General features: G+C 68.4%; 13 protein-coding genes and 2 pseudogenes. 10 read left to right on the top strand and 5 right to left on the bottom strand.

What is annotated here, in order from left to right:
* Positions 1–251: 251 nt before the first annotated feature.
* Positions 252–830, bottom strand: a complete 579-nt coding sequence (locus ACSC1W_RS07260) for a bacterio-opsin activator domain-containing protein (RefSeq protein WP_435346265.1) — start codon at positions 828–830, stop codon at positions 252–254.
* A 33-nt stretch (positions 831–863) separates the two neighbouring features.
* Here ACSC1W_RS07260 and ACSC1W_RS07255 point away from each other — a divergent pair.
* A pseudogene (locus ACSC1W_RS07255) lies at positions 864–1,907 on the top strand (MFS transporter); the annotation flags it as partial.
* 225 nt (positions 1,908–2,132) lie between these two features.
* Here the strand turns inward: ACSC1W_RS07255 and ACSC1W_RS07250 are convergent.
* Together ACSC1W_RS07250 and ACSC1W_RS07245 are read right to left on the bottom strand one after the other, a co-directional pair.
* A pseudogene (locus ACSC1W_RS07250) lies at positions 2,133–2,387 on the bottom strand (winged helix-turn-helix domain-containing protein); the annotation flags it as partial.
* An 87-nt stretch (positions 2,388–2,474) separates the two neighbouring features.
* The gene (locus ACSC1W_RS07245; RefSeq protein WP_435346264.1) at positions 2,475–2,999 is read right to left on the bottom strand and encodes a hypothetical protein; all 525 of its coding nucleotides are present in this window, start codon (positions 2,997–2,999) and stop codon (positions 2,475–2,477) included.
* 193 nt (positions 3,000–3,192) lie between these two features.
* Between ACSC1W_RS07245 and ACSC1W_RS07240 the strand changes: the two genes are divergently transcribed.
* The 3 genes from ACSC1W_RS07240 (at position 3,193) to ACSC1W_RS07230 (ending at position 6,562) form a co-directional block, all read left to right on the top strand.
* A complete protein-coding gene (locus tag ACSC1W_RS07240; RefSeq protein ID WP_435346263.1) occupies positions 3,193–4,032 on the top strand; it encodes an ion transporter in 840 nt (279 codons plus the stop codon).
* A 221-nt stretch (positions 4,033–4,253) separates the two neighbouring features.
* Positions 4,254–5,627 carry a hemolysin family protein gene (locus tag ACSC1W_RS07235; protein ID WP_435346262.1) on the top strand — a complete coding sequence of 458 codons (1,374 nt, stop codon included), beginning with the start codon at positions 4,254–4,256 and terminating at the stop codon, positions 5,625–5,627.
* Positions 5,628–5,722: 95 nt separating this feature from the next.
* On the top strand, positions 5,723–6,562 hold the full coding sequence (locus tag ACSC1W_RS07230; protein ID WP_435346261.1) for a VOC family protein: 840 nt from the start codon (positions 5,723–5,725) through the stop codon (positions 6,560–6,562).
* Between the two features lie 74 nt (positions 6,563–6,636).
* Here the strand turns inward: ACSC1W_RS07230 and msrB are convergent, their stop codons facing one another.
* A complete protein-coding gene (msrB, locus tag ACSC1W_RS07225) occupies positions 6,637–7,053 on the bottom strand; it encodes a peptide-methionine (R)-S-oxide reductase MsrB (protein ID WP_435346260.1) in 417 nt (138 codons plus the stop codon).
* A 138-nt stretch (positions 7,054–7,191) separates the two neighbouring features.
* On the opposite strand from msrB, the gene ACSC1W_RS07220 reads away from it, so the two are divergent.
* Genes ACSC1W_RS07220 through ACSC1W_RS07210 form a run of 3 tightly spaced genes read left to right on the top strand, consistent with a single transcriptional unit; the run spans position 7,192 to position 10,062 of the window.
* Entirely contained in the window at positions 7,192–8,388 is a 1,197-nt protein-coding gene (locus ACSC1W_RS07220) for a redox-regulated ATPase YchF (protein ID WP_435346259.1), read from the top strand.
* Positions 8,389–8,445: 57 nt separating this feature from the next.
* On the top strand, positions 8,446–9,483 hold the full coding sequence (locus tag ACSC1W_RS07215) for an NAD(P)/FAD-dependent oxidoreductase (RefSeq protein ID WP_435346258.1): 1,038 nt from the start codon (positions 8,446–8,448) through the stop codon (positions 9,481–9,483).
* Between the two features lie 60 nt (positions 9,484–9,543).
* The gene (locus tag ACSC1W_RS07210) at positions 9,544–10,062 is read left to right on the top strand and encodes a gamma carbonic anhydrase family protein (protein WP_435346257.1); all 519 of its coding nucleotides are present in this window, start codon (positions 9,544–9,546) and stop codon (positions 10,060–10,062) included.
* A gap of 11 nt (positions 10,063–10,073) precedes the next feature.
* On the opposite strand, the gene ACSC1W_RS07205 is transcribed toward ACSC1W_RS07210, so the two are convergent.
* Positions 10,074–11,315: a carboxypeptidase-like regulatory domain-containing protein gene (locus tag ACSC1W_RS07205; protein ID WP_435346256.1), complete on the bottom strand. Its 1,242-nt coding sequence runs from the start codon at positions 11,313–11,315 to the stop codon at positions 10,074–10,076.
* A 275-nt stretch (positions 11,316–11,590) separates the two neighbouring features.
* Between ACSC1W_RS07205 and ACSC1W_RS07200 the strand changes: the two genes are divergently transcribed.
* The 3 genes from ACSC1W_RS07200 (at position 11,591) to ACSC1W_RS07190 (ending at position 14,259) form a co-directional block, all read left to right on the top strand.
* Positions 11,591–12,913, top strand: coding sequence for a phosphoribosylamine--glycine ligase (locus ACSC1W_RS07200; protein ID WP_435346255.1), 1,323 nt, complete (start codon positions 11,591–11,593; stop codon positions 12,911–12,913).
* Positions 12,914–13,025: 112 nt separating this feature from the next.
* Positions 13,026–13,991: a phytoene/squalene synthase family protein gene (locus tag ACSC1W_RS07195; RefSeq protein ID WP_435346254.1), complete on the top strand. Its 966-nt coding sequence runs from the start codon at positions 13,026–13,028 to the stop codon at positions 13,989–13,991.
* Positions 13,992–14,052: 61 nt separating this feature from the next.
* Positions 14,053–14,259, top strand: coding sequence for an HVO_0649 family zinc finger protein (locus ACSC1W_RS07190; RefSeq protein WP_435346253.1), 207 nt, complete (start codon positions 14,053–14,055; stop codon positions 14,257–14,259).
* The last annotated feature ends 17 nt before the right edge of the window (positions 14,260–14,276 follow it).

Below are 14,276 nucleotides of genomic sequence, written 5' to 3'. Positions count from 1 at the left end.
AGCATAGACCTTGTACGTCACCGGGAGTCCACGATACCGCCCGCCGTTCTGGGCGTAGAGGACGTCGGTTCGGTCCGCGAGCGGCTGATGGCTGCCAGGTCCTCACTCCCGACGGACGTGGTCGGCTACCAGCGACGGTGGGGAATCCGTCGAAACACGGCCCACGGCCGACGAACCGTTCTCGCCGTCAGACGGCCGTCCGGTCACCGAGGACGCGGTGAGACGGGGACACCGGTGGTCGCCCCGACCCTCTATCTATCTACCGGGGGGTCCACGTACGCCGCCAGCAGTTTGTTCTGGGCGGCGCGCAGGTGGTGGTAGTAGGTCGGCTCCGAAACGTTCATCGACTGGGCGACCTCCTGGGCGGTGCTCTCGCGCGGCCAGTCGAAGTATCCCGCGTGGTACGCCGCCCCGAGCGCCTGGCGCTGTCGGTCGGTGAGGTCGGAGAGGACCCCACCGGGGTACGCGTCGACGTTCTCGACGGGACGGTCGAGTTCGCGCTTCGCGACCAGCGTCGCGTCGGGGACCTCCTGTCTGACGCGTTCGACGAGCGACCGCACCTCGGCGTCCGGTGACGCTTCGGCGACGACCCGGCACGTCCCGGACTCGGCCCGCGCTGCCGTGACCACCGTCCCTCGTTCGACCATCCCGACGAGCATCGACCCGCCGTCCAGGCCGAACTCGAGTAAGCCCCCGCCGTCGTGCTCGTCGACGACGCGAACGGCGACGTCGTCCGTCGCGGTCGCCAGGTCGTGGAGCCGTCCCGGTCGCCCGTCGTCGACCCGGACGTACGCGAGGAGGGTCCCGCCGGCTGACGGGGACGGGCACAAGCGAGTTACCTGTCAATCGAGAACACTGTTCCGATGCAGTTGCCGGCTCACCGTGCGGAACCCAGCCTTCGATACGTCGCGGTCAGCCTCACCGTGGGCGTGTTCTTCGCAGGAGTGGCCGGTGGCGTCGCGTATCCGACGCTCCCGCAACTGGGGACGGTCCTCGGTATCTCCCCGGTGGTCGTCGGACTCATCCTCGCTACGAACGGGGTGAAGCGGCTCCTGGTCAACGCGCCGGCAGGGAGCCTGTTCGACCGGGTCGGCAGCCGAAAGCCGATGCTCGCCGGGTTCTCCGTGCTGGCTCTGGTCCCGTTCGGGTACGCCCTCGGGATGAACCCCGGGTCGATACCACTGTCGGCATCGGCCGTCTTCCTCCTGTCACGCGCTGCCTGGGGCGTCGGTACGGCACTTGCGACGGTCGGTGGGTTCGCCACGATAACCCACGTCACGACGTCCGCGAACCGCGGTCGCTGGCTCGGGTACGTGACGGGTGCGTTCGGGTTCGGGCTCCCGGTCGGGCTCGTCGTCGGTGGCGTCGTCGCGGACGCACGGGGAATCAGCGACGCCGTCCTGCTCGCTGGCGCCCTCGGCGTCCTCTCGACGCTGCTCGCCGTCGCCCTCCTTCCGGACCTGACCCCCGCCGTCGAACAGCCGCTGGGACTCGGGGCGATCCCGGGAATCGTCCGAACGGACCACCGGGTGCCCGTCGTCGGTACCGTCACCGCCGCCGGTCGATTCCTCACCGGCGTCTTCCTGTCGACGGTGGTGCTGTACGCCGCCGAGCACGGAATCACGCTCGGTGGCTTCTCAGAGACAGCCGTCAGTGGGGTCGTCCTCGCGGTCAGCGTCGTCTGTGCCTCCGCGAGCAACGTCACGGTCGGCCGGTACTCCGACACGGTCGAGAACCGGATCGGGGTGGTACTCCCGGCGCTGGTCGTCGTCGGTGTCGGGTTCGTCCTGGTGGCGTCCGTTCCGACCCTCGCTGGTATCACAGTCGGGGTCGCCATCGCCGGCCTCGGCGGTGGAGCGGTCGGCCCCCCGTCGCTCGCCTACCTCGGGGACATCAGTCCGGACGAGAACGTCGGGAAGTTCGTCTTCGGTCGTCAGTCCCTCGCACCCGGTACAGACCTGGTAGAGTCCACCCTCCGGGTAGAACACGGCCGTCGGGGCCCCACAGAACCAGCACTCCATGTCGACGTCGGTCCGTTCGAGTCGCACGTCCTGTACGCCCGCTCCCGCGACGACCGCCTGGACGAGTTTCAGGCCGGTCTTCCGGAGTTCGTAGCCCCGTTCGCCCCGCTTGCGAACGAACTGGCCCTCCAACTTCTCCAGGTGGTAGCTGAAGTTCCCGGCGTTGTCGTAGTCGATCCGGTCGTACAACTCGGAGAACGGGACCACGGTCTCCTCGCCCATCCCCGGTTCGTGTTCCTCCCAGAGCGCCAGCAGGATGGCCAGGCGCGTCTCGTTCCCGAGGAGGGCGAACGCCTCGGTCGCACGTGGCCCGGCGGCGCCAGCGGCCGCCTCCAGCGGAGACTCGGTCGAGTGCAGATCCGTCATACGACCAATAGGATAGCTCGTGTCAATAATCTCTAGGTCCAGCGGAATCCTGGCGTCGGTGGCCGACTCCGATGGGACCGGTCGGGGTCACGACGGTATCTCGACCGTCGTCGCTGGGATGTCCTGTTGCAGCGACCCCAGGGGAATCCGCTTGGCCGACGGGACGTCCAGCCACGCCTCGGTGACGAGGGTGCCGTCGACGTGGACCGCATCGCTGGCTCGCTCGCCCGTGAGGTAGCGTTCCACCGACATCGTCTCTGCATCCCCGCTCTCTACGAGCGACCTGGAGACGTTCGCCGGCGGTGAGCCGTGGTCGGCCTCCGACCAGAGCAGGTTCACGGCCGTCTTGCCGGACTCGGCGTACCCGATTCGGACGTTCAGCCCGGTCACCGTGAGGTCGACGGGCAGTTCGTTGGCGACCGTCACCTCGATACGGACCCCGGTCGGGGGCGCCCCGTCCACGAGGTCGACGGACACGTCCTCGACGTCGACGTCCCGCTCCATCCGACCCTCGAGCGTCTGGACGATGGTCTCGGAGAACCGCCAGCCGAGGATGGGGACGTACTTGAGATAGCGCGCGACGACCGCCAGCACCCAGAGGTGGACTATCATGCCGAACAGTGTCGCCGGCGAATCAAGAACGTGTCGCCACCCCGTCCGGTCGGTGGGGCCAGCAACTCCACCTTCGGGCTCTACGTCGTCCCGGACGGCAGTTCGTCGCCGTTCGCCCGGGCAGCGACGGGAACCCCGGAACGCATCGAGAACCCGAGAAGCTACAAGCCTCGCTCGCGGATGGAACTGTCAAATGCCGACCGACTCACCACCCCCGGACAGCACCGCCCGGGAGGTCGTGCGCTTCTACCTGCTGGACCATCGAACCGTGGTCGGGAAGGCCATCGACATCGCGTTGCTGGGGCTGAACCTGGTGTTCGTCGCCCTCTTCGTCGCCGAGACCTATCCCCTCTCCCAGGACCTCCTCGACACCCTCTGGACGCTCGAGGTGGCCATCGCAGCCGTGTTCGTCGTGGAGTACGTCCTGCGACTGTACGGGGCCGAGAACCGGGTCGAGGAGTTCTTCAACGTGTACACGATGGTCGACCTGATCGCCATCCTGCCGACGCTCGTCGTGTTCCTGTCGCCGTCGCGGGCCGCCGTCGAGAGCATCGCGTTCCTCCGTGCCGTCAGGGTCGTCCGCGTCCTCCGGTTCTACCGGTTCACGCGCGACGCGGAGTTCTTCTTCGGGACCATCACGGACAACGCCCTGCGCTCGCTGAAGTTGCTACTGACGGTGCTCGTCATCTTCTTCGTCTCCGCTGGCGCGTTCTACAGCGCCGAGAACGCCGTCAACGACGGCGTCGCCAACTTCGGGGACGCCTTCTACTACGTCGTGGTGGCGCTGTCGACCGTCGGGTTCGGAGACATCGTCCCGCTCACGGCCGCCGGCAGGTGGATCACGGTCGGGGCCATCCTCGGCGCCATCATCCTCATTCCGTGGCAGGCGAGCAAGATAGTCCGCGAGTGGACCGACCGGGGGAAGGTCAACGTCACCTGCCCGGAGTGCGGCCTCTCGTACCACGACGCCGACGCGTCGCACTGCAAGGCCTGCGGTCACGTCATCTACCACGAGTACGACTCCCGCCAGTGAGGCGGTCGCCGGGAGGTGCAGTCGCCCGGACCGTCCGTCGACGACGACCATCCGGTCTCTCGGACCACTAACAGTACCGTTTTGTGGGTCGGTTTCCTGGCGGGAACCATGACTCGCGTTTCCCAGCGGGACGCCCCGCACCGCCGCGCCGTCCACCGACCGTCGAGACCCGTCCAACGTAGCAGGGTCGTATCCCTGACGACCCACCGACGGGGGCGTCGATGGTAGACGTCGTCCTCTCGGTCGTGCGGGTCCTCGCCGCGCTCTTTCTCGTGTTCCTGAACGGCTTCTTCGTCGCCGCCGAGTTCGCGTTCGTGCGCATCCGGGCGACGTCCGTCCAGCGACTGGTCGAGGAGGAACGGGCGGGCGCACCCCTGCTCCAGGAGGTCATGGAGAACCTCGACGACTACCTCGCGACGACGCAACTCGGCATCACCATCGCCTCGCTGGGTCTCGGCTGGATCGGCGAACCAGCGATTGCGGCGTTGCTGGAACCGGTGCTCGAACCGGTCCTCCCCGCGAGCGCCATCCACCTCGTCGCGTTCGCCGTCGGGTTCAGCGTCATCACCTTCCTGCACGTCGTCTTCGGCGAACTCGCGCCGAAGACCATCGCCATCGCCGAGGCCGAGCGCCTCTCGCTTATCGTCGCGCCGCCGATGAAGCTCTTCTACTACCTGTTCGTCCCCGGCATCGTCGTGTTCAACGGGACGGCCAACTTCTTCACCGGACTCCTCGGCGTCTCGCCCGCCTCGGAGAGCGACGAGACCCTCGAAGAGGAGGAGATCCGCCACGTGCTCGCCAGGTCCGGCAGGCAGGGACACGTCGACATGGCGAAGGTCGAGATGATAGAGCGCGTCTTCGACCTCGACGAGACGGCGGTCAGGGAGGTGATGGTCCCGCGACCGGACGTCGTCGTCGTCGAGGCGGACTGGTCGCTGGACGACGTCCGGCAGGTGGTGCTCGACGAGAAGCACACGCGCTACCCCGTCGTCGACGCCGAGGAACCGGACCGGGTGGTCGGGTTCGTCGACGTGAAGGACGTCATGGCGGCGAGCGAGGCGAGCACGGACGAGGCGGCGACGGTCACGGCGGGGGACCTCGCCCGGGACGTGGCCGTCGTCCCCGAATCGACCCGCATCAACGACGTGTTGCTCGAGTTCCAGAGCGAACAGACCCAGATGGCCGTCGTCATCGACGAGTGGGGCGCGTTCGAGGGCATCGCCACCGTCGAGGACGTCGTCGAGGCCATCGTCGGCGACATCCGCGACGAGTTCGACGTCGACGAGCGCGAACCCTCCATCGACGAGCGCCCCGACGGTACGTACGACGTCGACGGGAGCGTCCCCATCTCGCGGTTGAACGACGTGCTGGGCACGGAGTTCGCGAGCGCGGACTTCGAGACCGTCGGCGGCCTGGTACTCGCCCGACTGGGCCGGGCCCCGGAGGCTGGCGACGAGGTGCGCATCGACGGCTACCGCCTCACGGTCGAGGCGGTGGACGGGACGCGTATCTCGTCGGTCGTGGTGGGCGAGGCCGACACCGACAGCGACGAAGCCGACGCCGACACCGACACCGACGCCGACACCGACGCCTGACCGCCGGGCCGTCCCCGTGCGACCGGGGCGCCAGACACCGGCGAGCAGGTGCCGACGAACGAGGGCTTTTGGTCCGTCGGCACCTCCTCTCTCTGATGACAGCCGCCTCACTGCCCGACGGGACGCGTCCCGGCCGCGTCGCCCTGCGCGTGGGCGACCTCCGCCCGACGACGGACTTCTACCGTGACGTGGTCGGCCTCGTCGTGCGTTCGTCCGACGAGGGGGTGGCGACGCTCGGGACGCCCGACCGGACCCTGCTCGAACTCCACGAGGACCCCGACGCACCCGAGCGCGGCCCCGCCGAGACGGGACTGTACCACACCGCGTTCCTGGTGCCCTCGCGTGCCGCACTCGGCGACGCCGTCGAACGGATCCGGAGGCGCTGGCGACTCGACGGTGCGTCGGACCACCGCGTGAGCGAGGCGCTGTACCTGACCGACCCGGAGGGCAACGGCATCGAGGTGTACCGCGACCGCCCGCGGTCGGAGTGGCCCACGACCGACGACGGGTACGTCGCGATGACCGTCGACCCCCTCGACGTGGACGCCGTCGCCGACGCCGCCCGGGGCACGTCGAGCGTCCCGGCCGGGACGACCATCGGACACGTCCACCTCGAGGTCTCGTCGCTCGTTCGCGCCGAGTCGTTCTACGTCGACGCCCTGGGCCTGCGCGTCAGGCAACGGATGGGGTCGTCGGCGCTGTTCGTGGCGGCCGACGACTACCACCACCACGTCGGGTTGAACACGTGGCAGGGGCTGACCGCCCCCGCGACCGGGCGCGGCCTCGCGTGGTTCGAACTGCTCGTGCCCGGCGACGACGCGGTCGAGGCGGCCGAGCGTCGCCTCGCGGCGGCCGGGTTCGAACCGGAGTCCGCCGACTCGGGGTTCGACGTCGCCGACGCCGACGGCATCACGCTACACGTTCGCTCGGCGTGAGCCTGCAGCGACCGGCCGGGCCGCCGTGACGGCGAGACGCGACGACGACGGCGAGAACGCCAGCGGACCCGGCGTCACTCCGCCTCGTCGAACTCCAGCGCAACCGAGTTGATACAGAACCGCTTGCCCGTCGGTGCTGGCCCGTCGTCGAAGACGTGGCCGAGGTGGCTCTCGCAGTTCGCACACACGACCTCGATGCGGTGCATCCCGTGGCTGTGGTCTTCGCGCGTCTCGACGCTGTCCTCCTCGGCGGCGTAGAACGACGGCCAGCCACAGCCGTGGTCGTACTTGGTGTCGGCGTCGAACAGGACCTCCCCGCAGGCCTTGCAGCGGTACGTGCCGTCCTCGAAGTGGTCGACGTACTCGCCGGAGAAGCGGGCCTCGGTGCCCTGTTCGCGGAGCACCCGGTAGGACTCGTCGTCGAGTCGCTCGCGCCACTCCTCGGCCGTCTCGGGCAGGTCGCGCTTCGGTTCGGGGGTGCTGTCGCTCATACCCGATGGTAGGTGCGGGACGGTCATAGATGCCGTGGTCGGGGGCGCCGTCGAGTGCGAGTGCGGGTGCGAGAGAGTCTCAAACACCGCGAAGGCGGATTTCAACCCTTATACCTGCCGGTCCGCTTCGATAGTCCAATGAGTTACAAGATCGGGCTGGTGGGCAAGCCCTCCGTGGGCAAGTCCACGTTCTTCAACGCGGCGACGATGAACGACGTGCCGGAGGGTGCGTACCCCTTCACGACCATCGACCCGTCCATCGGCGAGGCGTACGTCCGCGTCGACTGCGCCGCCCCGGAGTTCGACGAGACCTGCACGCCGGACACCGGCTACTGCCGCGACGGCACGCGATACGTCCCCGTCAAACTCGTCGACGTGGCCGGCCTCGTCCCGGGTGCCCACGAGGGTCGCGGCCTCGGGAACCAGTTCCTCACCGACCTGAACGAGGCCGACGTCCTCGTCCACGTCGTCGACTTCTCCGGCACGACCGACATCGAGGGGGAGAACACGGAGGGTCACGACCCCCGGGAGGACATCGACTTCCTCGAGGACGAACTCGACCAGTGGTACGTCGGCATCCTGGAGAAGGGCATCGAGAAGTACGAGAACCGGTACCAGAGTACCGAGGACCACTCCATCGAGGTCGAACTCGCCGACCAGATGTCCGCCTTCGGGACGAACAAGGACCAGATAAAGCAGATAATCCTCGCACTCGACCTCGAACTCGACCCCGACGCGTGGGACGAGCGCGACCGGGAGGCGCTCGCCCGCGAGATTCGAAAGCGGACCAAGCCGATGGTCGTCGCCGCGAACAAGATGGACACGCCCGAGGCGCAGGCGAACTGGGCCGAGATAACCGACGACCCCGACTACGACCACCTCAGGTTCGTCGCGGCGAGCGCCCACGCGGAGAAGGCGCTCAAGAACGCCGCCGAGCAGGACGTCGTCGACTACGACGCCGGCGACGACGACTTCGACATCGTCGGCGACGTCTCCGCGGAGCAAGAAGGGGGCCTCGAACAGATTCGCGAGTTCGTCACCGGGTACGGCGGCACGGGCGTCCAGCAGGCCATCGAGTCCGCACTGTTCGACGAGCTCGGCGTCATCGCCGTCTTCCCCGGCGGGGCGGAGGCGATGGGCGACGAGCAGGGCCGCGTGATGCGGGACTGCTTCCTGCTCCCCGAGGGTGCGACCACCGCCGACTTCGCGTACCACCTGCACTCCGACATCGGCGACGGCCTGCTCCACGGTCTGAACTGCCGGACGAAGCGCCAGCTCGGCGGCGACACCCGACTCGACCACCGGGAGGTCGTCGAACTCGTCACGACCAGCTAGGGGTTCGGACCGAGGTCGCCGCGGGGACTATGGTTCTCACGCACGCAGTTCCACCCGATGACACGCACGGTCGGAGTCGTCGGTGCCGGCGCCGCCGGGGTCGGAGTGGCCGACGCACTCCGGGACTCGGACGCCGCAGTGACGCTGTTCGAGAAGGCCAGGGGCATCTCGGGCCGCGCAGCCACCAGGCGGGGCCACGGCTGTCGATACGACCACGGTGCGAACTACCTCAACCCGGGCGACGAGACGTGGGTCGACGACCTGCTCTACGGACTCGGGACCGACGGCCTCGTCGACATCGACGAACCGGTGTGGACGCACGACGCCGACGGCCTCGTCAGCGAGGGGCGCGAGAGCGGCCGGAAGTGGACCTACACGGAGGGCATCACCCAGTTCGCAAAGCGGGTACTGCGGCGGTCCGGGGCGACCGTCCACACCGAGACGCGCATCGCCTCGCTCCGCCGCGACGACGGCGGCTGGCACCTGACCGACGCCGACGGCGAGACCTACGGCCCGTTCGACGCGGTCGTGCTGACGCCACCGGCCCCCCAGACGGCCGACCTGCTCGGCGCGACGGAGGTCGCCGACGGCGAGGCCCCGGTCGACAGACTCCGGGCGGCCGTCGACGCCGTCGAGTTCCGCACCGTCCGGACGCTCCTGCTCCACTACCCGTTCGAACTCGACCGGCCGTGGTACGCGCTCGTCAACCCCGACCGGGAGCACGACGTGGGCTGGCTCGCACGCGAGGAGTGCAAACCCGGGCACGTCCCCGACGGCCAGAGCCTGCTCGTCGCCCAGATGGCGTCCGGGTGGTCCGTCGAGCACTACGACGAACCGACGGAGACGGCCGCCGAGCTGGCAGCGGACCTCGTCGCCGACCTGCTCGACGACGACCGACTCGCGGACCCCGACTGGGTCGACGGTCAGGGCTGGCGGTACGCACTCCCGGAGACGAGCATCGACCGCGTCGACGCCCGGTGCGTCGAGGACCACGGCCTCTTCGTCGCGGGGGACTGGGTCGCCGGCGAGGGGCGGGTCCACCGCGCGTTCGAGAACGGACGGACCGTCGGCGACCGACTCGCCCCGGAGGAGTGACGCCCCGCGATGCGTCTCGCACGCGAACTGTTTTGAGCCTGCGGAGTGACGACATACCACATGGTCGATAGTCGAAACTACGCGTTCGAGTCCACCGCCCCGACCGTCCACGACGACGCCTTCGTCGCCCGTGATGCCACCCTCGTGGGCGACGTGCACGTCGGCCGGGACGCGAGCGTCTGGCCGGGCGTCGTCCTCCGTGGCGACGTCGGGACCGTCCGCGTCGGGGCGAAGTCCCACGTCGGCGACACAGCCGTGTTCCACGCCTCCGAGGTCGGCGAACGCGTCATGGTCGGCCACGGCGCCGTCCTGAACGACGCGACGGTGGACCGGGGTGCCCTCGTCGGCATCAACGCCACCCTCAACTCCGAGGTGTCCGTCGGCGAGCGAAGCATCGTCGCCGCGGGTACCGTCCTGCCCGACGGGTTCGAGGTCCCGGCGGAGTCGTTCGCCCGTGGCGTTCCGGCGACGGTCGTCCCGCTCTCGGAGACGACCGTCGACCCAGAAGAGATCGCGACCGCGTACTCGTCGGGCGCGTACACCGACCTGGCGTCGCGCCACGAGGACCTGTTCGACTGACCGTCCGTCACTCAGGGTCGGCCACGTGCGACGAGCGCGACGGCGGCGAGCGCGACGAGCGCCACCACGACGCCGAACCCGGGCGTCGGGCCGCCGTCCGTCGGCGGTTCGGTGGTCCCGGACGTCGCGTCGCTGGTCGTCCCGCTCGGGGCGTCGGTTCGGGGTTCCACGCCCTCGACGACCACGGCCGAGGACGTGAGCGACCCATTGACCGCGTCGATCTCGAACTCGCCAGCCTGGTCTATCGTCACCATCGCCTCGCCGTTCTCGTCGGTGGTCGCGACGCTGGTCCCGTCCGCCCGGATATCCGCGCCCGCGACGGGCCGGTCGTACTCGTCGGTGACCGAGATGCGGACGTCCTGCCCGACGACGACCTGCGTGTTCGCGGGTTCGACCGTCAGTTCCGGCGTCCGGGTCATCTCGAACGTCGCGCTCGTGTCGCTCTCCTCGATTCGGAGCGACCGGTTGACGGACTCGTAGCCGTCCTTCTCGACGCTCACCGTGTACTCGGTGTTCACGTCGAGGGTCACGCCACGGCTCCCGCTGTTGTCCGTGCTGAACGTCCCGACGGTGCTCTGGCCGTCGGCGACCGTGATGGTCGCATCCTGTATCGGGTCGCCGGAGTCGACCTCGGGGTCGACCACGGAGAAGTCGACGCTCACGCGACCCTCAGCTATCTCGACGGTCTGTTCGCTCTCGTCGGAGAGGGTCACCTCCAGTCGCCCGTCGTAGTACCCCGTCTTCGTCACGTGGATGCTGTAGTCCCCGGACTCTATCTCGGGCGTCGAGAACGTTCCGTCCGGCCCCGACGTCCCGCGGGCCGCGGTCCTGCTGGCCCCGTCCTTGCGAAGCCAGACGTTGGCGTCGGCGACGGGGTCCCCGCTCGCGTCCTGGACGAAGACCGTCGTCGTCGCAGGCTGGTACATCGTCACCGTCACCTCCGTGTTCCCGTCGATGTCGACGGTCACGGGGTCGTTCATCACCAGCATCGGGTGCTCGGCGAACACCTCGACGGAGGCGCCGTCGGGCACGTCGAAGAGCGTCTCGCCGTTCGAGAACGTCTCCCGCGTCCGTTCCTGGTCGTCGTACGATACCGTAACTTCGGCGTTCCCGAGGGCACTACCCTGCGCGTTCACCACAGTCACCCGAAGCGCCACGTCGTCGGCGGTCGTGTCGGTCGTCTGGGTGGCGGCCACGCCGGCCACCGGAGCGACGAGCAACACGAGACCGGCCAGTACCACGGTCAGTCGCATCGTAGGTACACTGTCGCGCGGACTCACTTAAATTTCTCCGGTCCTGGTAGTGTCTTGTTACCTTCGTCACAGTGGAAGAAACGACGGCTTACTGCGGTGGACGTCGTCGATCCGCGACGCGTCCGGTCCGGACGACCGGCGGCCGCAAGTCCCACCGGATACCGGCGGTAGGAACTTTCTTCCCCCGCGCGCCGCGGACGTAAACCGGCCGCTACCGCCATCGGTGATGGCCACCGTCACACCGATTTTTATCGCTGGCCCGCGACGGAGAAGCCATGGGCGAGGAGAACTTCCTCTTCCTGTCGCTCGATGCAGCCCTCGCTGGAGACCTGGCCTGGCAGGTGTCGAAGGAGGGCCACGACGTGCGGTACTACATCGACGCGGAGCAGGACAGGGAGATCGCCGACGGGTTCGTGCCGAAGACGTCGGACTGGCGGGCCGACCTCGACTGGGCCGACGTCGTCGTCTTCGACGACATCTGGGTCGGTGACGAGGTCGGGACGGGCCGACTGGCCGAAGACCTTCGCGCCGAGGGACACGCCGTCGTCGGCGGGACACCCAGCACCGACAGACTGGAGGACGACCGCGGCTACGCCATGTCGGTTCTCGAGTCGAACGGGGTCGAGGTCCTCGACCACCGGGAGTTCGCCGACTTCCAGGCCGGTATCGCCCACGTCCGGGAGAATCCGGCCCCCTACGTCATCAAACCCCTCGGGGAGGTCCAGAACGTCAAACGGCTCCTGTACGTCGGCCGGGAGAGCGACGGGAGCGACGTCGTGGACGTCCTGCGCGCCTACGAGAAGGCGTGGGGGCACCGGATGAAGGGGTTCCAGCTCCAGCGACGGGTCGACGGCGTCGAGATAGCGGTCTGTGGCTTCTTCGACGGGGACGGGTTCGTCGAACCGATAAACTTCAACTTCGAGCACAAGAAGCTCTTCCCCGGCAACATCGGACCGTCCACCGGCGAGATGGGGACGGCGATGTTCTGGTCCGGACGGAACCGGCTGTTCCGCGAGACCCTCGGCCGGGTCGAGGACTGGCTCGCGACCGAGGGCTACGTCGGGAGCATCGACATCAACTGCATCGTGAACCGCGACGGCATCTACCCGCTGGAGTTCACCCCCCGGTTCGGCTACCCGACCATCGTCCTCCAGCAGGAGTCGATGGAGTCGCCGACGGGCGAGTTCCTCGCCGGACTCGCGACCGGCGACGCTCCGGACCTCCGCGTCCACCACGGGTACCAGGTGTGCATCCGGGTCGTCCTCCCGCCGTTCCCCTTCGACGACCCGAAGACGTACGACGAGAACTCCCGCAACGCGGCCGTCGTCTTCGAGGACGGGGACGGGCCGACCGCCCCGCCCGAGGGCGTCCACATCGAGGACGCAAAGCGCGTCGACGGCCACTGGCGCGTCGCCGGCGAGTCCGGGATGCCCCTCGTCGTCACGGGGATGGGCGAGACGATGGCGGCGGCCCGCGAACAGTGCTACGACCGGGTCGACCGCGTGCTCATCCCGAACCACTACTACCGCGACGACATCGGCGAGCGCTGGATCGACGGCGAATCCGACCGCCTCCACGCGTGGGGGTACCTGCGATGAGTTCGCCCGGTGCGATGGGGGGTACCCAACTGGTTTTGCACGTCGCCTATTCTGATACGTCGCCTAGCATACAATCAGAGACCACGCCCTCACGGCTCCTCGAACATCGACAATGAAGAAGAAACAGGTCAAGGCCGGAAAGACGATACAGCAGCAGACGGGCCGAACGTTCCACCTCGCGACGCGGCTCCTCCCGAAGCGCATCAGACACTCGACGTACGTGCTCTACGGGTTCTTCCGCATCGCCGACGAAGTGGTCGACGACCCCGACGGTCCGCCGCCGGAGGTGCAGGCAGAGCGACTGGAGTCGCTCCGGGAGCAGGTCCTCGGCGAGGCCGAGACGGACGACCCGGTGCTCGCCGCCTTCCGGGAACTCTGCGTCGAACACGACATCGACGACGAGTGGGTGAACGAGTTCGTCGACGCGATGGCCACCGACATCGACCGCGACCGCTACGAGACGTACGAGGACCTCGAGGCGTACATGCGCGGGTCGGCGGCGGCCGTCGGCGTCATGATGACCGACATCATGGACCTGACCGACGCGGAGTACGAGCGGGCGCTCCCACACGCCATCGCGCTGGGGGAGGCGTTCCAGTTGACGAACTTCCTGCGGGACGTGCGGGAGGACGTCGTCGACCGCGACCGGATCTACCTGCCCGTCGAGACCCTGGAGCGCCACGGCGTCCCCCCAGAACAGGTCGAACGACTGGAGTCGAGCGCGTCGTTCCGGGACGCCGTCGAGGACGAGTTGCACCGGGCGGAGGAACTGTACCGCGATGGCGTCGCCGGCATCCGGTACCTCCCCGAGGACTGCCAGTTCGCGGTGTTGCTGGCGGCGGTGCTCTACGCCGAACACCACCGGGCGATACGCGCCGTGGACTACGACGTGGTCACGAACGAACCGGAGTTGACCACGGCCCGGAAGTTCTACCTCGTCGCCAAGACGCGCTGGCACTGGCTCTGGAACAAGGACCCCGAGGCCGTGTTCCATCGGGTGAGCGCCGTCCCTGACGCCGACGACAGGGCGCACCACGACCCCGGCGACAGCTGGATGCGCTGGCTTCCGACGCGGTAGCGGGGGTCCCCGCTTCGGTTCGAACCACACACTTATCGTACTCGCCGGCCTGTGCTAGAGTATGTCTCACACGTGGCGCAGTGGTGCGACGGCGTTCGACCGGTTGACGTCCCACTACGACGACGTCGACCTCACGTGTCCGAGCTGTGGCTACGAGGACGACGATGGCCACTGGAAGGCCGAGACGAGCGGCGACAGGGTGCTCTACAGACATATCTGTCCTAGCTGTGGTTCCATCAGGAGACGGACCATCACGCTCCGCAACTGACGATATCGCCCGGTCTG

It is taken from the genome of Haloarchaeobius marinus, from assembly GCF_051207415.1.
Lineage (GTDB): Archaea > Halobacteriota > Halobacteria > Halobacteriales > Natrialbaceae > Haloarchaeobius.
The sequence above is the reverse complement of the archived record's forward strand: the minus strand, read 5'-3'. Positions and strand labels throughout refer to the sequence as shown.

Bases quoted from the DNA above. Each gene is read 5' to 3' on its own strand.
- ACSC1W_RS07230 (WP_435346261.1), top strand. From the start codon at position 5,723: ATGACAGCCGCCTCACTGCCCGACGGGACGCGTCCCGGCCGCGTCGCC.
- ACSC1W_RS07245 (WP_435346264.1), bottom strand. From the start codon at position 2,999: ATGATAGTCCACCTCTGGGTGCTGGCGGTCGTCGCGCGCTATCTCAAG.
- ACSC1W_RS07200 (WP_435346255.1), top strand. From the start codon at position 11,591: ATGGGCGAGGAGAACTTCCTCTTCCTGTCGCTCGATGCAGCCCTCGCT.
- ACSC1W_RS07195 (WP_435346254.1), top strand. From the start codon at position 13,026: ATGAAGAAGAAACAGGTCAAGGCCGGAAAGACGATACAGCAGCAGACG.
- ACSC1W_RS07205 (WP_435346256.1), bottom strand. From the start codon at position 11,315: ATGCGACTGACCGTGGTACTGGCCGGTCTCGTGTTGCTCGTCGCTCCG.
- msrB (WP_435346260.1), bottom strand. From the start codon at position 7,053: ATGAGCGACAGCACCCCCGAACCGAAGCGCGACCTGCCCGAGACGGCC.
- ACSC1W_RS07240 (WP_435346263.1), top strand. From the start codon at position 3,193: ATGCCGACCGACTCACCACCCCCGGACAGCACCGCCCGGGAGGTCGTG.
- ACSC1W_RS07210 (WP_435346257.1), top strand. From the start codon at position 9,544: ATGGTCGATAGTCGAAACTACGCGTTCGAGTCCACCGCCCCGACCGTC.
- ACSC1W_RS07190 (WP_435346253.1), top strand. From the start codon at position 14,053: ATGTCTCACACGTGGCGCAGTGGTGCGACGGCGTTCGACCGGTTGACG.
- ACSC1W_RS07220 (WP_435346259.1), top strand. From the start codon at position 7,192: ATGAGTTACAAGATCGGGCTGGTGGGCAAGCCCTCCGTGGGCAAGTCC.
- ACSC1W_RS07235 (WP_435346262.1), top strand. From the start codon at position 4,254: ATGGTAGACGTCGTCCTCTCGGTCGTGCGGGTCCTCGCCGCGCTCTTT.
- ACSC1W_RS07215 (WP_435346258.1), top strand. From the start codon at position 8,446: ATGACACGCACGGTCGGAGTCGTCGGTGCCGGCGCCGCCGGGGTCGGA.